Here is a 17521-nt window from a genome sequence, read left to right on the forward strand (position 1 = left end):
TGCTGTCCGGGGCCGGACCTTCGGCCGGGCGGGGATCAGGGGGACGACAGTTCGATGAACGGCACCACCGAGGTGTTCCAGCCCCTCCAGGCGGGCGACCCTCCCGTCGTGGCCGGCTACCGGCTCGCGGCCCGGCTCGGCGCGGGGGGCATGGGCCGGGTGTACCTGTCGCACACCCAGGGCGGCCGCCCGGTCGCGATCAAGGTGGTGCGCCCGGAACTCGCCGACGACCCGGCCTTCCGGCGGCGCTTTCGCCGGGAGGTGGAGGCCGCCCGCCGGGTCAGGGGCGCCTACACCGCGGAACTCGTCGACGCCGACACCGACGGCCTGCCCCCCTGGCTCGCCACGCTGTACGTGCCCGGGCCGTCCCTGACGGCGGCCGTCGCCCGGCGTGGCCCGCTGCCGGTGCCCGCGGTGCTGTGGCTGATGGCCGGCGTGGCCGAGGCGCTTCAGGCGATCCACGGCGTGGGGGTGGTGCACCGGGACCTCAAGCCGTCCAACGTGCTGCTGGCCGCCGACGGACCGCGGGTGATCGACTTCGGTATCTCGGTCGCCGCCGACCTCTCCTCGCACACCGCCACCGGCTCCACGGTCGGCACGCCCCACTTCATGGCGCCCGAGCAGGCGACCGCCGGTGGGATATCCCCGGCGACCGACGTCTTCGCCCTGGCCCAGACGGCGGCCTTCGCTGCGCTGGGCGAACCGTTGTACGGGGAGGGCACGGCGCCGGTGGTGCTGTACCGGATCGTGCACGAGGAACCCGACCTGTCCCGGCTGCCGGAGGCGTTGCGTCCGCTGTTCGCCCGGTGCCTGGCGCCCGACCCGCGGGAGCGGGCCACACCGGCGGAGGTCGTCCAGTGGTGCCGGGAGCATCTGGGGGCGGACGCCGACGCGGGCGCCGGGCCGGCCGTCTGGCGTGAGGTCACCGGCCCCGAGGCGAGTGTCCCGGACCCGGTGCGCACGCCGGTGAATCCCCCGACGGCGGCCTCGACGCTGTCGCTCAGGCCGGCCCGGCGGCGGGCGCCGCTGGGCCGGCGCACCGCGCTGCTCACGGGTGCGGCCGTGGTGGCGGGCGCTCTGCTGCTGACGGGGCTGACGTGGTTCACCGGCGACGGGTTCGGCCTCGGCGAGCGCTTCGGCCTCGGCGAGCGGGCCGCGGGCGCCCCCACGTCGACTCCCGCGCCGACGCGGTCCGCGGCGTCGCCGTCGCGCACCCCGCAGGCGGCCGGCGGCTCCCCCGGGGCGTCGCAGCCCGCCCCGGACGCCTTGGACACGTCGGATCCCCACGTGCGGTCCCCCGTGTGGCTGCGCCGGGCGAACTCCCTGAGCCTGAACGAACCGATGCTCCCCGAGGACCGGACGGGCGACATCCGCCTGGACTGCGAGGACGACGTCGACTGCGCGCTGCAAAGCGACACCAGCCGGTTCGTGCAGCTGTTCAACGGCAAGGCCGCCTCCCCCGAGGCCTGCCGCCACCTCCTGGGCGGTGCCACCGGCCCCGAGTACCGCACCTGGACCCTCGCGGCGGCCGACGAGGGCACCCAGATCTGCGTCGGGAACGACTCGGGCGACATCGCGGCGCTCACGATCCAGGTCAAGCAGACGGCCCTGCGCGAGGAGGCCTTCCTGCAACTGGGCATGACCGTCTGGAGGAAGGCGGCCTGAGGCCTGCGGAGGAATCACTCGGCGAGGTCCAGGGCCCGGGCCCGCCGGAGGGACACTCGCCCGCCGCGGACGGGTTTCCCCAGCGGACGGTCGCGGTGTTCGCCGGTGGCGGGCATCGTCTCCACGTACCGGGCCCTGCCGGACTCGCGATCGCGCCCGGGTACCTCGACACGGTGTGCGGACGGCTCCTCGACCATGCCGGGCCCCCGGGGCCGGATTCCGGGTCAGCTCTGCTGCCGGCCCTGCTTCATCACCTCGGCCGTCATGTCGGCCACCTGGCCGGCCGGCGGTGCCTGTGCCTCGACCTCGGTGCCGAAGTCGGAGTAGTTCATCACCATGGTCATCTTGATCTGCTGCGGTGCGGCGCTGCTCTGGGCCTTGGCGCCGGCGGAGGGTGCGGCCTTGACGCTCATGTCGAGCTGCTGGCGCCGCAGCCGTCCGTCGCCGTCGAGCCAGACCTGCATCGGCAGCGTCGGGCCGACCTGCTGGCGCAGCTGGTCGCCGCCCGGCAGCTCGGCGACGTCCACCGACACCTTGTAGTGGGTGGTGTCGACGCCGTCGATCTTCTCCTGGCCGACCTTGGTGACGTCCTGGTCGGTGATGGCCTTGGCGTAGGCGGCCGACTGGGCCGGGTCACCGATCTGCCCGGCGTTCACGCCCAGTGCCTGCGCGGCCTTCTTCAGGTCGATCTTCATCCAGGTCTTGCCGCCCTGGGCCTTCTGCCCCGGCACCTTCTGGTAGAGGACCTGGTCGACCACGCGCTGCTCGATGCTCTTGCCCTGGGCGGTCACGGTCATGACGCTGTCGCCCTCTTCGAAGTCGAGCGCGCCCTTGCCGTCGGTCGTGATCGACTCCTGCGGCGCGGAGAGCTTCATGTTGATCGTCATTTTGGCCGTCTCCGCCTCGGCCGTCCTGTCGTAGGCGGCCCGCACCTGCGTGGTGCCCTGCTCCTGCGCCCCCGCATCGCCGCTCGCGTTCGCGTTCGCGCTTCCGCTGGATGCTGTACCGGCCTTCTGCGACTTCGGCTCCTCGTCACCGCCGCAGCCCGTCAGTACGGCACTCGCCATGACGGCGGCCACGCCGATCGCGCTCGCCTTCATCCCCCTGCTCGGCATGTGAACTCCCCATCTCCTCAACGGCTTGCGGCCACTGCGGCCCCGCGGCTGTCTGCCGTCCCGAATGCCCCGGGGCTGGCGGAACACACGCCGACCGGTGCGGAGTTGGCGCGGTGCTTCGCCCGCCGTGCCGGTGCGGGCGGGCGGGTTCAGCCGCCCTGCGGGGGCCGGGCGCCGGGCGCGGGCCGGGGGGCGAAGGGCCCGTGCAGGGCTGCCCATTGCAGGAGCAGGAGGGTCTTTCCGTCGGTGATGCGCCCGTCGGCGGTCATGGCGAGGGCCTCGGTGAAGGGGAGTTCGAGGACCTCGATGTCCTCGCCCTCCTCCTCCACTCCCCCGCCCGCGGCGATCCGGTCGGCCGGGGTGTAGGGGGCGGCGAAGAAGTGGAGTCGTTCGGTGACGGAGCCCGGGCTCATGTAGGCGTCGAGGACGTGGGTGAGCGGGCCGAGTCGGACGCCGAGTTCCTCGGCGCTCTCGCGGCGGATCGCGGTGGCCGGGTCGTCCTCGTCGAGCAGTCCGGCCGCCGCCTCGACGAGCATGCCGTCATGGTGGCCGTTGACGTAGGCGGGGTAGCGGAACTGGCGGGTGAGCAGGACGTGGCCGCGTTCGGTGTCGTAGGGCAGGACGACGGCGCCGTTGCCGCGGTCGTAGGTCTCGCGCTGCTGGGTCTCCCAGCGTCCGTCGCGGCGCCGGTAGTCGAAGGTGGTGCGGCGCAGGACGTGCCAGCCCTGGGAGGTGAGTTCGACGTCGCGGATCCGGACGCCGGGGTTGCGGTCGAGGCCGCGTCCGGCGAGGTGCAGGCCGGTGCGCCCGCGGTGGTCGGGGGTGTCGGTGCCCGGGAGGCTGTTCACGCGCTCTCCTGCGGGGTGCGGCGGGGAAGGTCGGCGACGTCGTGGAGGACGGGCAGGCCGCGCCGGCGGGCGGTGGCGACGTCCTGGTCGGCGCCGGCGGATGCGCCCGGCAGGCGCAGCACGGCGTCGCAGTGGGTGAGCAGCCGGTCGGCGGCCGGGTAGAGGACCTGGTCGGCGAGGGGGTCGGTGGGGCCGGCGCCGGCGGAGCGCAGGACGGGCAGGGCGATCCACTCGCCGATCACGGGGAGGTGGCCGGCCGCGAAGACGGGCCAGGCGGCGGCTTCCAGGCGGGCGAGGTTGGCGGCCATGGCCTGCGGGTCGCCGCCGGTGCCGGAACGGTAGGGGCCGGCGATCAGGATGAGCAGGGGCTTGTCGTTCATGACCGCTAAGATACATGCAGAATCGTGCAACATCTGGAAGGAACGTGCATGCTGGCTGCTGAACGACGCGAGCACCTGCTCGGGCTGCTCGCCCGGACGGGCAAGATCGTGGCCAAGGACGTCGCCGCCGACCTGGGCATTTCCGAGGACAGTGTGCGGCGCGACCTGCGGGACCTCGCCGCGGAGGGGCTGTGTCAGAGGGTGTACGGCGGCGCCCTGCCCGCGTCCCCGGCGGTGGTGGACTACGACGCCCGCCAGGCGGTGGCCCCGGACGGCAAGCGGAAGGTCGCCGCGGTGGCCGCCGCGCTGGTACGGCCGGGCAGTTCACTGATTCTCGACGGCGGTACCACCGCCCTCGCGGTGGCGCGGGCGCTGCCGAAGGAGCTCGCCTGCACGGTGATCACCCACAGCCCGACGATCGCCACGGCGCTGATCGACCACCCGGGGGCGGAGCTGTTCCTGCTCGGCGGGCGCGTCTTCAAGCACTCGGCGGTCACCTGCGGTGCCGCCGCGGTCGAGGCCGCGCAGAACGTCTCCGCCGAGCTGTGCCTGCTCGGCGTCACCGGTGTGCACCCCGAGGCGGGGCTGACCACCGCGGACGCCGACGAGGCGGCGATGAAGCGCGCCCTGGCCGCGCGGGCCGCGGACACCTACATCCTCGCCTCCCGCGAGAAGATCGGGACGGCCTCGCCCTACCGCGTCCTGCCGTGGGAGAAGATCACCGGTCTGATCACCGACGCCGACCCCCACGACCCGGTCGTCGGGCAGCTCGGGACGCTCGGCGTCCAGCTCCTCGCAGCCGCATGAGGGCACAGCCGGGGACCAGCCGGCCGGAACGGGAGCATCCCCTGGTCCGCGAGGCCTTCCCGGAGCCGGTCGCCGAGCTGACCGCCCTTCTGGAGGACGAGGGGAGGGCGAACCGGCGCTCTGCGCGAGGGACCTGCGACCGGCCGCCCCTGCACCGCCGGACACAGCGAGCCGGGCGGAAGGGGCCGCCGGCGGCGTAGGCGCGGACGGCGAAGGGTGTGCCCGGCGGCAGGACGCGACGGGGGTGGAACTCCTGCGCAACGCCGGCGAAGGCCCTACGCTGCCCCGCATGCCGATCCCCGTGCCGCTCAGCGGCGAACTGCGTGCCGTGTTCGGCTCGCCCACACAGGCCGTACTCCTGGACAGCAGTCCGCGCTCCCGGGTGTGGCGGGTCGGACTGGACGGCGGCAGCCGGGTGATCGTCAAGCAGATCGCCGAAGGGGGCACAAGCGGGCCCGACGGGGACGCGCGCTACGCGCGGGAGGTCGCCGCGCTGCGGCTCGCCGCGCGGGCGACCCGGCCGTCCGTCGCGCCCGCACTCCTGGCGACGGACGCGGCATCCCGCGTGATGGTCCTGGAACACCTGGACGACCTCGGCGCGGCCGATGACTGGATACCCGGCTACGCCGAGTCCCTGGCCCGGCTGCACGCGCTCACCGGGCCGGCCGATGCGGGAACGCTGCCCGCCTGGTCCGGGCCGGCCGCCGCCGACGCGGAGTCCTTCCTCGCGCTCGCCGCCGCCCTCGACGTCCCCGTCCCGCCCCGGGTGCCGGACGAACTGGCCGGCCTCATCGAGCGGCTCGACCCGGCGTCCCACCATGCGCTGCTGCACGGCGACCCCTGCCCCGGCAACGACCTGCGCACCGCCACCGGCGTCCGCTTCGTCGACTTCGAGCAGGCGTCGCTGGGCAACGGCCTGGTCGAGCTCGCCTACCTGCGCATCGGCTTCCCGACCTGCTGGTGCGCCCTGTCGGTCGCCGCCGCGCCGCTCGCGGAGGCCGAAGCCGTCTACCGGGCCACCTGGCGCGACCTCACCGGCCGGGAGGTTCCCGGCGACCTCGCCGACGCCTGCGCCGGCTGGCTGATCCGTGGCGACGCGCTCGTCGAACGCGCCCACCGCGAGACCGTGGACCACCTCGCACGCGTGCCCGTGGAGGACTTCCGATGGGGTGATGTCTCCGCCCGCGAACGCCTCGTCCACCGGCTCGGCGTGGTCGCCGACCTGACCCGCGGGCACGACCGCCTGCACGCACTCGGGCAGCTCAGCTCGGCGCTGGCCCTACGTCTGCTGCACCGGTGGCCGACCCTGCGCCCGCTGCCCGCGCACAGCACACGGCCCTGGTCCTGACCGCTCCGCGCGGCGGCCCGGCTCGCGGGCTGCCGCAGCGGTGCGGGGGCGCGATCCTGAGTCCGCGGAGGCCGACGGCCGGAGAATGCCGAGAGCGTGCCGCCGGCTCCGTCCCAGGGACGGCGGCGGCCGCCACCGGGCCGTACGAGGAAGAGGGAGCAAGCAGCATGGCGATTCAGCGGATGGACAACATCGGCATCGTCGTCGGGGACCTGGAGGCCGCCGTCGCGTTCTTCGTGGAACTGGGCATGGAGCTGGAGGGCCGGGCGGAGGCAGAGGGCCTCTTCGCCGACCGGTGCACCGGACTCGACGGCGTCCACTGCGACATCGCGATGCTCCGGACCCCGGACGGTCACAGCCGGCTCGAGCTGGCGAGGTACCGCAGCCCCGCGGCGACCTTCGCCGGCCCCCGCAACCCGCCGCACAACGTCCTGGGCACGCACCGGGTCATGTTCGCCGTCGACGACATCGAGGACACCCTCGCCCGCCTGCGCCCCCACGGCGCCGAACTCGTCGGCGACATCGCCCGGTTCGAGGACAGCTACGCGCTCTGCTACCTCCGCGGCCCCGAGGGGATCATCGTCGGACTGGCCGAGCAGCTGCGCTGAGGGGATGGCGCTGCGCGCCTTCGGCCCCGTGCCGGACGCTCGGGGCAACCCTTCGGGGACCCCCTCACGAGCGATGTGAAGGCGGCGTGTTGACAGTGCGGGGATGGCGTGCCGGAGGGTCGGTTATGGTTCAGCCGTCAACATGTGAACGAGAGGGGGGCGTCCGTGAACACGCCTAATCAACCGCCACAGCAGTACGGGCAGCAGGCGTACGGGCAGCCACCGCAACCGCAGTACGGGCAGCAGGGGTACCCCCACCCGCCGCAGCCCTACGCGCCGCAGCCGATCATCATCAACAACAACGTGTCGGCGGCCGCTTCGGCGTCGGCCGCGGCGTTCGCCGGCGGGTACGGCCGCAGAAAACGCCAGTCCTTCTGGGCGCACTTCTGGCTGTTCCTGTTCACTGCGGGCCTGGGCAACATCGCCTACGCCTGGTACGTGAGCGACTGGAACAAGAAGCGCGGCCTGTAGCCCGGCCGCGGCAGGAAGGGCCGTGCCGCACAGGTACGGCCGGGGCGGCGGGACGGGAGCGGCCCGGGGCCCGGTCGATGGGCTCGGGCGGCTTCTCACAGGGGTGGCGGCAGGGGCGTTTCACGCGGTTTCGCCGGGCCGGTGCACGCGGTAGCGCAGGTGGGTGACGTCCCGGGCCTCCAGCCGTCGCACGAGGTCGAGTTCGGTGGGGTGGCCGCCCAGGTGGTCGAAGAGCCGTCGGCCGTCGCCGAGGAGGACTGGGACCAGGTGGATCTCCATTTCGTCCAGTTGCCCGGCGCGCAGAAGCGCCTGTGCCGCGCCCGCTCCGTGGACCATGACCGGCCGGTCCCCCGCGGCCGCGCGGGCCTGCCGGGCGCAGTCCTGGACGTCGGTGACGAAACGCGCGTGGCCCGGTGGCACGTCCCCCTCGTCGACGTGGTGGGTGAGGACGAGGATCGGCACACCGTCGTGGTGGTCGCCCTGCCAGCGCCCGGCGAGTTCGAAGGTCCTCGGGCGGCCGGCGAACTCATCGGTGCGCCGTGCCGGGGCGGCGGTTGTCTCAGCCGGTGCGTACTTCGGTGTTCTGGCCCGCGTGCAGCAGCCACCTCCCGTCGTCCTGCCGGGTCATGACGTACAGCGGGGTGCCTTCGGTGTCGCCCTGCGCCGAGTGGTAGACCTGGCGGACCTTGACGGCCGCCACGTCGGCCCGCAGGAACTGGATGTGCGCCGCCTCGTAGGTGACCTGTCCGTCCCAGGTCGCGGCGGGCAGCACGGCGCGGGTGAACCCGGCGATCGCGTCGAAGCCGGTGAGGACCTTGCCGTGGGCGGTCGTCCACAGGGCGTCGGGGTGGAACAGGGCGAGGAATCCTTCCACGTCCTTGGCACGCTGAGCGCGCTCGACGGTGGCCACGACCTGTTCGATGGCTTCGATGTCCGCGGGGTCGGTGTTCATACGGACCAGCCTGCGACCTCAGGCGGACTTGAGGTCAAGAGCCGGCTCCGGGGACGGGGGTGGGTGTGTCCCGGCCCGGTGCCGGAGGCCGGCGGGCGCGGGCCCGCGGCTGTCGGTGGCGCGGGCCATACTCGTGCCGCGGCGCCGCCCGGGCGCCGCGGCACGAGGGGAGCGACATGGCTGAGGTACTGGTCTTCCACCACGGACACGGGCTGACCGCCGGCGTCCTCGGGTTCGCCGACCGGCTGCGGCGGGCCGGACACACCGTCCACACCCCGGATCTGTTCGAGGGGCAGGTGTTCGACAGCCTCCAGGAGGGTGTCGCTCACGTCGAGAAGGCCGGGTTCGGCACGCTCATCGCGCGCGGGACCGCCGCCGCCGAGGGGCTGCCCGCGGGGCTCGTCTGCCTCGGGTTCTCGCTCGGCGTCCTGCCGGCGCAGAAGCTGGCCCAGACCCGCCCGGGCGCCAAGGGCGCGGTGCTGCTCGAGGCGTGCCTGCCCGTCGCGGAATTCGGCGGTGCCTGGCCCCGGGGCGTCCCCGTCCAGGTCCACGGCATGGACGGGGACCCGTTCTTCTCCGGTGAGGGAGACATGGACGCGGCCCGTGCGCTCGTGGGGACGGCCGCGGATGCCGAGCTGTTCCTCTACCGCGGCGACCGGCATCTGTTCACCGACAGCAGCCTGCCGTCATACGACGAACACGCGGCAACGCTGGTCACCCGCCGGGTGCTCGACTTCCTCGGCCGCACCGCCCAGCCGGCGGAGGCCGGCTGACGCGTCCTTCGTCCCTTCTTCGTCCCTTCTTCGTCCCTTCTTCTTCCCTGGGGTTGAGCCCCCGGCGGACGGAGGGGCGGGCCGGGTCAGGCGGCGTGTGCGGGCTGGGGCAGGTCGACCGTTACGTGGGGGGCGAGGGCGCGCAGGAAGTCGGGGGCGTCGAAGATCTCGCCGGCGGAGGTGACGCCGACGGCCTTGACGCGGCCGGTGAGGACGCGGTCGAGGGCTTCGACGACGAGGGGCGCGGTGACGGCGTAGATGTCCTGGCCGGTGGCCGTGGCCCGGCGCCGGGTGCCGCCGGAGCGGACGACGACGTCGACGAGGAAGGTCTGGCCGGAGCGTCCGCTCTCGTCGGCGGCGGTCGGGGCCGGTGTGTCGGGGGCGGCGACGTCGCGGACGGCCTCGGCGGTCATGTAGGTGGTCACGTCGGGGATGGCCAGGTGCTGGGGGACGGTCACGACGTCCGCCATGGTGAACTCCGCGATCACGGGGCGGCGTCCCACCGGCTCGGGGAAGTCCCACTGGGCCGTGGGCGCGGCGTCGGTGCGCTGCTCCCACTGTCCGCCGCGGTAGCGCAGGCGGACGTTGCCGCGCCGTTCGCGGGAGACGGCGCCCGACCGCCGGGTGCCGGCGGTGGGGTGCCAGTCGCTGAGCGCGTAGGCGATGTGGGCCTCGTCGGCCGTGGTCCACTCGCCCATCGCCGCGGTGGCCAGCAGGTCGCCGAGGCCGCCGAAGAAGGCCATGGCCGGGACGATCACCGCCGAGGCGTCCCGGGCCCGCTCGCGGAAGTGCGCGTAGGTGTCGAGGTTGGCCTCGATCTCGGCGGCCACGTCCAGGTAGGGGATGCCGGCGCGCAGCGAGGCCTCGATCACCGGGCCGGTGGTCGAGGCGAAGGGGCCGGCGCAGTTGACGACCGCCGCCGTGCCGGCCAGGGCACGGTCCAGTGAGGCCGGGTCGTCCACCGACGCGACCCGGGCCTGCAGCCCGTGCGCGTCGGCCAGTTCGCCCAGCGCCCGCTGGTCGCGTCCGGAGAGCACCGGGACGAACCCGCGCGCGGTGAGTTCCGCGACCACGAACCGTCCGGTGTGACCGTACGCGCCGAACACCGCCACCATCCGGCCTGACTCCATGAGACTGCTCCCGTGATCTCGCTCGTCCGCTGCGGCGGTGGTCCGCCGGCGGTCCGACCCCCACATCCTGTGCTTTCGGCGGGCCACCGCACGAGCGTCGGAAACGACGTGCCGCATACACTTTCGGACATGCATCGCGTCGCGCTGGCCGTCACCGACGGCATGCTCCACTACGAACTGTCCGTGGCTGTGGAGGTGTTCGGGTCCGACCTGACCCATGTCGTGGACCCCTGGTACGAGTTCGTCCTCTGCGGGCCCGGGCCGGTGCGTGTCGACCGCTTCCTGCTCCAGCCCGACCAGGGGCTCGACGGTCTGGCGCGGGCCGACACGGTGGTGGTGCCCGGGTGGGCCGACACCGGCCGCGAACCCCCGGCGGAACTGGTCGGGGCGGTGCGCGCGGCCCACGCGGCGGGCGCGCGGGTGGCGTCGCTGTGCACGGGCGCCTTCGTCCTGGGCGCCGCCGGCCTGCTCGACGGCAGGCGCGCCACCACGCACTGGGCCCACGCCGGGGAGCTGGCCCGGCGCTACCCGGCCGCCACCGTGGATCCGGACGTCCTGTACGTCGACAACGGTGACGTGCTCACCTCGGCGGGCAAGGCCGCCGCCATGGACCTGTGCCTGCACCTGGTGCGTCTCGACCACGGCTCGGCCGGCGCCAACAGGATCGCCCGTCGTCTGGTCACCGCACCGCACCGGGACGGCGGCCAGGCGCAGTTCATCGCCACGCCCGTTCCCGAGCCGGGCGGCAACCACCCCCTCGGTGAACTCCTCCCCTGGGTTCTGCAACGCCTCGACCAGCCCCTCACCGTGGAGGATCTCGCCCGGCGGGCGGGGCTGAGCTCACGTCATCTGGCGCGTCACTTCAGGCACCTCACCGGCACCACGCCGCTGCAGTGGCTCCACGCCCAGCGCGTCCGCCGCGCGCAGGAGTTGCTGGAGACGACCGACGCCACCGTCGACACCGTCGCCGAGGCCGCAGGGATGGGCACCGCGACCACGTTGCGCCGCCACTTCCAGCGCACCGTCGGTGTCCCGCCCGACGCCTACCGCCGCACCTTCCGTCCCTGAGGGAACAGTTCCGGGGGCAGGAACCGGAAGGGGCGGGCCGCTTCGGGTGCGGCCCCGTGCGCCCGGTCAGGGCCGGCGCGTGCCGCCGTGCGCCCCCTGCGGCGCGCCTGAGGCCAGGCAGGCGGCGTCCAGGGCGGGGTCCAGGCCGGCGGCGAGGGACAGCAGCCGCAGCGGCTGCGGGCCCAGCCCGCACACCGTCGTCGTGCGGAGCGGGCCGCCCGGCGGGGCGGGGTCGAAGAGGAGGTGGAGACCGGCGACATCCATGAACGTGGCCTCGCCCATGTCCCACAGCAGATCGGTCACACCTGCCGGGAGTGCGGCGGTGGCTGCCCGCAGCGGGGGCAGGGTGTCGTAGTCGATCACTCCGCGCGGGCTGATCCGGGCGCGGGTGCCGTCGATCGTGGTGGTGATGTCCATGCTGGACGCGCCCCCTTCCGGGGGTTGGTGAGCCCAACGGCGGAACGGCTCCCGGTGACGGGGCGGGCCGGCGATGGCGGGATCCGGGTGCCCGGAGTGGGGGCGACTCCCGAAAGCCCAAAGGCCGGCACCCGCGGGGTGCCGACCGGTCTCGCGTCCCTCCACCGTCGCACACTCCACCGCGAGGGGCCAGGTGCCCCGGGCCGGTGTTCTTCGGGGGTGCCGGCGGTGGCCTTTCCGGGGCGGACGGGCCCTCGGCCGGGCCCTGGGGGCCGGTGGCTCGCGGAGGGCGTCCTGACCTGCCGCTCGGTGCGGGCGGTGGGCGGTGTCCGGCGCCCGGGCGGGAGGGGCCGGGCGTGCCGGTGCGCCGGCGGTTTGTGGAGCGACCGGGTTCAGTGCCCGTGGGCGTGGTGAAGAAGCCCGGGAATTGGGTCGTGTGTTCTATCGGGTGGCGGGCGCGAGGAGCGGCGGAGGCCGTAACCGCCCCGGTGCGGTCCCCGGCCCGGTGCGCGGTGGTGTCCGGGTCGAGGGGCGCTGGAGGAACGGTCGGGGGGCGGGGCGGGGGGCGGCGGGGCGGGGCATGCTGGCGGGGCCGGTGGCGGCCCAGAAGTTTTCTCCGGGCGCCGGTCACATCTTCGGTTTCCGGGTCGTCAGTGCGGTGAAGGCATCGCGGCCGTTCGCTACCGGCCGCTTATGAAACTGGTGGAGGAACCCATGACTGCTCGTATGCCCAACCCCGCGATCGTCGCCGGTCCCGAGGTCATCCCGGCCCTGCTGGGCGTGGCCGGTGCGGTGAAGAACACCGGGGTGCCGGAGGCCACGATCAACCTGATCTACCTGCGTGCCAGCCAGATCAACGGCTCCAGCTGGAACGTGCACAAGCACGCCGGTGACCTGAAGGCGGCCGGTGAGAGCGACGAGCGGATCCACACCGTCGCGGCCTGGCGCGAGACGCCGTTCTTCACCCCCGAGGAGCGTGCGGCGCTGGCGCTCGCCGAGGCGGCGACGCGGCTGAGCGACCGTGAGGACGCGGTGTCGGACGAGGTGTGGGCCGAGGCCGCCAAGTACTTCAGTGAGCAGCAGCTCGCCGGGATCCTGCTGGCCACGGGTCTGAGCAACCTGTGGCACCGGCTGATCCCCACCACCCGCCAGGCCGCGGGGCCGATCGCCGGCTGACCACCGGCGCGGGCCGGGGCGGGGCGGACGCACACGGCGTCCGCCCCGCCCCGCTGTTCGCTGTCTGGCTGTTTCTACGGGGTGGCGGGGCGGGCCAGGGAGCGGTCCACCAGGGCCGCGGCCGCGCCGGTGTAGGCGGCCGGGTCCAGGAGGCCGGCCAGTTCCGCGGGGGTGAGCACGCCCTTGAGCGCGGGGTGTTCGCCGAGCACGTCGGCCAGCGGGCGGGCGGTTTCGGCCGCCTGCCGGGAGGCCTGGGTCAGCAGCTGTGCCGCCTCGGTCCGGCCGAGGCGGGGGGTGAGGGCCGCACTGACGCGTTCGGAGACGATCAGCCCGCCGGTCGCCTGGAGGTTGGCGCGCATCCGGTCGGGGTGGACGACCAGTCCCCGGGCCAGTTCCACGGCCGTCTCGGCGGCGCCGCCGCTCAGGCGCAGCGCCTCGCGCAGGGGCTGCCACTCGGCGTGCCACAGGCCGGCGGAGCGTTCGTCCTCGGCGGGCATGCAGTGGGCCAGGACCGAGGCGAGGGCGGGTACCTGGAGGGCGGCCGAGCGGATGAGGGTGGCCAGGACGGGGTTGCGTTTGTGCGGCATGGCCGAGGAGGCGCCGCGGCCGGCCGGGCCGGGTTCGGCGACCTCGCCGATCTCGGTGCGGGTCAGCACCTGCACGTCGGCGGCGATCTTGCCGAGTGCGCCGGCGGTGTGGGTGAGGGCCGCGCCCAGGTCGGCGACGGGGGTGCGCAGCGCGTGCCAGGGCAGGGCGGGCGCGCGCAGGCCGGTCTCGTCGGCGTAGGCGGCGCCCAGGTCCTCGATCAGGGTGCGGGGGGTGGTGTGGGGGCCGGCGTGCTGGAGGTAACCGGCGAGGGTGCCGGCCGCGCCGCCCAGGGAGACGGGCAGGCTGTGGGCGGTGCGGGTGAGGCGCTGGGCGGCGTCCAGGACCAGTTCGCGCCAGCCGGCCGCCTTCAGGCCGAAGGTGGTGGGGACGGCGTGCAGGGTGAGGGTGCGGCCGGCCATGACGGTGTCGCGGTGGCGGGCGGCCAGGCGGGCCAGGGCGTCGGCGACGGTGTGCAGGTCGGCGGTGGTCAGGTGCAGGGCGCGGGAGGCGACGAGCATGGCGGCGGTGTCCAGGACGTCCTGGCTCGTGGAGCCGCGGTGGACGTACTCGGCGGCCTGCGGTGAACGGGCGGCGACGGCCCGGGTGAGGGCCTTGACGAGGCCGACGACGGGGTTGGCGGTCTCGCGGGAGGCCAGGGCCAGTTCGCGCACGTCGAAGTCGGCGGCCCGGGCGCAGTCGGTGATGGTGCGGGCCGCGGCCGGGGGGACGGTGCCGCACCGGGCCTGGGCGCGGGCCAGGGCGGCCTCGGCGTCGAGCATCGCCTGGAGCCAGGCGGTGTCGGCGACGGCCGCCTCGACGCGGGTGCCGGCCCGCACCGGGGAGAGCAGGCCGGTGTCCCCCGGGCAGGCGGTGTCGGCGGGGTCGGGCCGGTCGTGGCTCATGAGGCCTTCCTCGCCGGTGGGGTGGCGGTGGCGGCGGGGGGTGTGAGCGGCGCCGGGGCGGGCGGTGCGGCGGCCGCGGCCGGCCGGGGCAGGGCGAGGGCGGCGGCCGCGATGGCGTCGGAGTCCTCCAGGGTCACCGAGCCGACGCCGGGCCGGATGCCGGCCGCGGTCACCCAGTGGACGGACTCGGTGGGCACGCCGTAGGCGAAGCGCCGAGGGTGGGCGGTGCCGGCGGCGTCGATCAGGTGGTAGGGGCGGGGGGTGACGGCCAGGCCGCCGGTCTCGTAGTCCTCGCCGTCCGCGCCGGGGACGCGGTGGGGGCGGCACTGGCCGGTGTGCAGCAGCTGGTTCATCAGCGGGTCGGCGGTGCGCCGCAGGTCGATCTCGGGCAGCCGGGACTCGATCAGCGTGGTGGCGTGCACGCGCACCCCGGGGATGTCGCCGGTGCCCGTGAAGCGGGGGCCGCCGGGGGCGTCGGGGTCGGCCTGCACGCGCAGGCCGGGCCCGGTGACCTCCAGGACGCCCGCGTCGATGAGGGCGGCCATCTCCTCGATGCGCGAGGCGGGCGGGCCGATGGAGAGGTAGGCGTTGAGCGGGGTGTACCAGCGGTCGAGTTCGTCGCGGTGCGAGGACGCGTCGAGGCCGGCGTGGTCGACGGCGAGCCGGATCTCGTTGCGCAGGTCACGCAGGACGTCCAGGGCGGCCTTGCGGGGGCCGCTGACGTTGCCCAGGCGGGCCTGGCGGACGTCGTCGTCGAGGTGGGCGCGCAGCCAGGTGCGGAAGGCGGCCGCATCGCCGAAGGTGCGCTGCCCGTAGGGGCGGGAGACCCAGGACCAGTCCCAGCGCTCCTGCGCCGGGACGGCGTGCTCGTCCAGGAGGCGGTCCTGCCCGGCACCGGGCGGGGTGTGCAGGTACCGGGCGGCGAACGCGGCGACGCGGGCGCCGTCCAGGCCGCGGGCGGCCAGGAGGGTCTCGTAGTAGACGCTCTCGACCTCCCGGGAGATCAGGGGCCACAGGTCGGCGGTGAAGCGGACGGGGCGGGGCCGGCCGCCGGGGGCGCGCAGGGCCTGGGCGTGCTCGGCGGTGAGCAGGCGGGGGAAGTAGCGGCCGTGGGCGCCCTTCTCGTTCTCGCCGCGTGCGTGGTAGGGCACGCCGCGCCGCGAGCCGGCGTACAGGCGTGGTTCGCGGCCCGAGGGCTGGTAGGTGAGCCGGCCGCCGGTGCGGGTGAAGGTGCCGCCGCGGCCGTGGGTGAACAGGGCCATGTAGTCGAAGAAGTTCAGGCCCAGTCCGCGCAGCAGGACCGTCTCGCCGGGGGCGATGCCCTCCAGGTCGGTGTCGGCGGGGTTGGCGGGGGCGAGGTAGGTCAGGCCGTGCCGGTCGGCGAAGGCGGCGAGCCGCTGTTCTGTGGCGGTGGGCCGGGCCGGTACGTGGCCCTGGGCGAGGACGACCGCGGACAGGCCGGTCAGCCGGGTGCCGTCCTCCAGCAGGACGCTCTGGGCGGCGTGGGGACCGGGGGCGTCCTGGCTCAGGGCGACGGCCCGCGCGGGGTGCACGCGGACGGTGACGTGGGCCGGGGCGTCGGCGGTGACCTGCCGGAACACCCACATCAGGTAGTGGCCGTACAGGGCGCGGGTGGGGTAGTCGTCGGGTCCCAGGGCGCGCACCTCGCCCAGCGCTCCGGAATCGGCGGTGAGTTCGGGACCGGTGGCCAGGGCGCCGGCGCCGACGGCTCTGGCCCACTGGTGGAGGCTGGGGCCTTCCTCCAGGGGGCCTTCGGTCCGGACGCTGGCGTCGGTGAAGACCGTGACCTGGGAGGCGACGGTGTTCATCAGCAGCTGCCGGGACTGGGCGGGCCGCCAGACCCGGCCGGAGCCGGGGGGCGAGGGGTCGGCCACGTGGATGGTGACGCGGTCCCAGCGCGGGTTCTTGCGTTCGTGGGCGCACAGCCGTTCCAGTACGGACAGGCCGCGCGGTCCGGCGCCCACGATGCACAGGCCGGCGTGGGTGCCGCCCGTCAGGGCCCCGGGCCGGGCGGCCGGTGCCCCTGGGCCGGCGGCGTCGGGGTGCGGGAGCGGGAGCGGGAATCCGGCGGGCCGGCCCGGCCCGTCGTCAGGTGAACGGTCCACAGCGCCTCCTTGTCCGCGCCACCGTCGGCCGCCGCGCTCAACCACCGCTCGGTCCCTGCTGGAGGCCGGGGCCGCCCGGCGCGCGTCAGGGGCCGGGCGGTCACATCGGTGCCCTCTCGTACGTCAAGGTGGTGAGGAACCGATCGGGAGGAGACCTGGCGTGGACGAGCAGGAATGGCTGGCCGAGCAGTTCGAGGGCGCCCGCGGGCACCTGCGGGCGGTCGCGTACCGCATGCTGGGCTCCCTGACCGAGGCGGACGACGCGGTGCAGGAGGCGTGGCTGCGCCTGAACCGCGCCTACGACAGTGACATCCAGAACCTGCGCGGCTGGCTGACCACGGTGGTGGGCCGGGTGTGCCTGGACATGCTGAAGTCGCGGCGGATCCGCCGGGAGGACTCCTTCGACTCGGTGGTCCACGTGCCGGACTACGTCCACGAGGAGGAGGGCGATCCGGAGCAGCGTGCGCTGCTGGCGGACTCGGTGGGGCTGGCCCTGCTGGTGGTGCTGGAGGCGCTGGACCCGGCGGAGCGGCTGGCGTTCGTGCTGCACGACATGTTCGGGGTCCCCTTCGACGAGATCGCGCCGATCGTGGAGCGGAGCCCGGCGGCGGCCCGGCAGCTGGCCAGCCGCGCGCGGCGCCGGGTGCGGGGCGGGTCCGCGGTGCCGGACCCGGATCTGGCCAAGCGGCGTGAGGTGGTGGAGGCGTTCTTGTCCGCCGCGCGCGGGGGTGACTTCGAGGCGCTGCTGAACGTGCTGGACCCCGGGGTGGTGGCCCGCTCCGACGGCCGGCTGGGGGCGCGGGGGGCTGCGGCGGTGGCGTCGACGGCGGCGGCGTTCGCGCGGATCGCGGAGGTGGCGCAGCTGGCGCTGATCAACGGTTCGCCCGGTGTGATCGCCGCGCATGCCGGGGAGGGGTTCCGGGCGATGACGTTCGACGTGCGCGAGGGCTGCATCACCGAGATCGACGTCATCACCGACCCCGGGCGGCTGCTGACCCTGGACCTGGCGCTCCTGGAGGGCTGAGGACGGACGGCGCTCCGGCGCCGCTGCGGGGACGGGGCCATCGGCTCTGTCCCCGTTCCTGTTCCCTTTCGTACCGGTTTTGGATCCCGGCCCCAGCCAGATTCGAGCCACGTGCCGTCTAAT

Annotated in this window: 17 protein-coding genes and 1 pseudogene; 9 read left to right on the top strand and 9 right to left on the bottom strand. The window is 74.6% G+C overall.

The features are described from left to right. Positions 1-54: 54 nt before the first annotated feature. Positions 55-1665, top strand: coding sequence for a serine/threonine-protein kinase (locus tag ACZ6EG_RS33490; protein WP_469610322.1), 1611 nt, complete (start codon positions 55-57; stop codon positions 1663-1665). Positions 1666-1889: 224 nt separating this feature from the next. Here ACZ6EG_RS33490 and ACZ6EG_RS33495 read toward each other — a convergent pair whose 3' ends face one another. The 3 genes from ACZ6EG_RS33495 to ACZ6EG_RS33505 form a co-directional block, all read right to left on the bottom strand. Next, complete coding sequence (locus tag ACZ6EG_RS33495) at positions 1890-2780, bottom strand: SCO4651 family lipoprotein (RefSeq protein WP_391972042.1); 891 nt, start codon at positions 2778-2780, stop codon at positions 1890-1892. 149 nt (positions 2781-2929) lie between these two features. Further along, positions 2930-3628 carry an NUDIX domain-containing protein gene (locus ACZ6EG_RS33500; protein WP_391972043.1) on the bottom strand — a complete coding sequence of 233 codons (699 nt, stop codon included), beginning with the start codon at positions 3626-3628 and terminating at the stop codon, positions 2930-2932. Continuing rightward, positions 3625-4008 carry a DUF4406 domain-containing protein gene (locus ACZ6EG_RS33505; RefSeq protein WP_391972044.1) on the bottom strand — a complete coding sequence of 128 codons (384 nt, stop codon included), beginning with the start codon at positions 4006-4008 and terminating at the stop codon, positions 3625-3627. The genes ACZ6EG_RS33500 and ACZ6EG_RS33505 overlap by 4 nt, the downstream gene beginning before the upstream one ends. 48 nt (positions 4009-4056) lie before the next feature. Here ACZ6EG_RS33505 and ACZ6EG_RS33510 point away from each other — a divergent pair, with 48 nt between their 5' ends. The 4 genes from ACZ6EG_RS33510 to ACZ6EG_RS33525 all read left to right on the top strand — a co-directional run bounded on the left by ACZ6EG_RS33510 (position 4057) and on the right by ACZ6EG_RS33525 (position 7242). Continuing rightward, a complete protein-coding gene (locus tag ACZ6EG_RS33510; RefSeq protein ID WP_391972045.1) occupies positions 4057-4815 on the top strand; it encodes a DeoR/GlpR family DNA-binding transcription regulator in 759 nt (252 codons plus the stop codon). Between the two features lie 289 nt (positions 4816-5104). Beyond that, a complete protein-coding gene (locus tag ACZ6EG_RS33515) occupies positions 5105-6163 on the top strand; it encodes an aminoglycoside phosphotransferase family protein (protein ID WP_469610327.1) in 1059 nt (352 codons plus the stop codon). A gap of 167 nt (positions 6164-6330) precedes the next feature. Further along, entirely contained in the window at positions 6331-6771 is a 441-nt protein-coding gene (locus tag ACZ6EG_RS33520; RefSeq protein WP_469610330.1) for a VOC family protein, read from the top strand. Positions 6772-6936: 165 nt separating this feature from the next. Beyond that, positions 6937-7242 carry a DUF8108 domain-containing protein gene (locus ACZ6EG_RS33525; protein ID WP_356611004.1) on the top strand — a complete coding sequence of 102 codons (306 nt, stop codon included), beginning with the start codon at positions 6937-6939 and terminating at the stop codon, positions 7240-7242. A gap of 120 nt (positions 7243-7362) precedes the next feature. Here ACZ6EG_RS33525 and ACZ6EG_RS33530 read toward each other — a convergent pair. Next, positions 7363-7752, bottom strand: a pseudogene (locus ACZ6EG_RS33530) (dihydrofolate reductase family protein); the annotation flags it as partial. A gap of 49 nt (positions 7753-7801) precedes the next feature. Next, positions 7802-8194, bottom strand: a complete 393-nt coding sequence (locus ACZ6EG_RS33535; protein ID WP_469610333.1) for an SgcJ/EcaC family oxidoreductase — start codon at positions 8192-8194, stop codon at positions 7802-7804. Positions 8195-8370: 176 nt separating this feature from the next. On the opposite strand from ACZ6EG_RS33535, the gene ACZ6EG_RS33540 reads away from it, so the two are divergent. After that, positions 8371-8967, top strand: a complete 597-nt coding sequence (locus ACZ6EG_RS33540) for a dienelactone hydrolase family protein (protein WP_469610336.1) — start codon at positions 8371-8373, stop codon at positions 8965-8967. An 86-nt stretch (positions 8968-9053) separates the two neighbouring features. On the opposite strand, the gene ACZ6EG_RS33545 is transcribed toward ACZ6EG_RS33540, so the two are convergent. Continuing rightward, the gene (locus ACZ6EG_RS33545) at positions 9054-10097 is read right to left on the bottom strand and encodes a saccharopine dehydrogenase family protein (protein WP_469610339.1); all 1044 of its coding nucleotides are present in this window, start codon (positions 10095-10097) and stop codon (positions 9054-9056) included. Positions 10098-10226: 129 nt separating this feature from the next. Between ACZ6EG_RS33545 and ACZ6EG_RS33550 the strand changes: the two genes are divergently transcribed. Beyond that, positions 10227-11165 (top strand): helix-turn-helix domain-containing protein, encoded by a 939-nt coding sequence (locus ACZ6EG_RS33550; protein ID WP_391972051.1) that lies wholly within the window; start codon positions 10227-10229, stop codon positions 11163-11165. A gap of 66 nt (positions 11166-11231) precedes the next feature. On the opposite strand, the gene ACZ6EG_RS33555 is transcribed toward ACZ6EG_RS33550, so the two are convergent. Then, complete coding sequence (locus tag ACZ6EG_RS33555) at positions 11232-11582, bottom strand: STAS domain-containing protein (protein WP_469610342.1); 351 nt, start codon at positions 11580-11582, stop codon at positions 11232-11234. Positions 11583-12296: 714 nt separating this feature from the next. On the opposite strand from ACZ6EG_RS33555, the gene ACZ6EG_RS33560 reads away from it, so the two are divergent. Then, positions 12297-12758 carry a carboxymuconolactone decarboxylase family protein gene (locus ACZ6EG_RS33560; protein ID WP_356610992.1) on the top strand — a complete coding sequence of 154 codons (462 nt, stop codon included), beginning with the start codon at positions 12297-12299 and terminating at the stop codon, positions 12756-12758. Between the two features lie 74 nt (positions 12759-12832). Here ACZ6EG_RS33560 and ACZ6EG_RS33565 read toward each other — a convergent pair whose 3' ends face one another. Together ACZ6EG_RS33565 and ACZ6EG_RS33570 are read right to left on the bottom strand one after the other, a co-directional pair. Continuing rightward, the gene (locus ACZ6EG_RS33565) at positions 12833-14248 is read right to left on the bottom strand and encodes a nitrosuccinate lyase (protein ID WP_469610347.1); all 1416 of its coding nucleotides are present in this window, start codon (positions 14246-14248) and stop codon (positions 12833-12835) included. Continuing rightward, the gene (locus ACZ6EG_RS33570; protein ID WP_469610378.1) at positions 14245-16266 is read right to left on the bottom strand and encodes an FAD/NAD(P)-binding protein; all 2022 of its coding nucleotides are present in this window, start codon (positions 16264-16266) and stop codon (positions 14245-14247) included. Before ACZ6EG_RS33570 ends, ACZ6EG_RS33565 begins: the two co-directional genes overlap by 4 nt. Positions 16267-16534: 268 nt before the next feature. Here ACZ6EG_RS33570 and ACZ6EG_RS33575 point away from each other — a divergent pair, with 268 nt between their 5' ends. Continuing rightward, positions 16535-17398, top strand: coding sequence for a sigma-70 family RNA polymerase sigma factor (locus ACZ6EG_RS33575; protein ID WP_391972054.1), 864 nt, complete (start codon positions 16535-16537; stop codon positions 17396-17398). Positions 17399-17521 lie beyond the last annotated feature (123 nt).

The sequence above is a fragment of the Streptomyces sp. NPDC041968 genome (assembly GCF_055589025.1).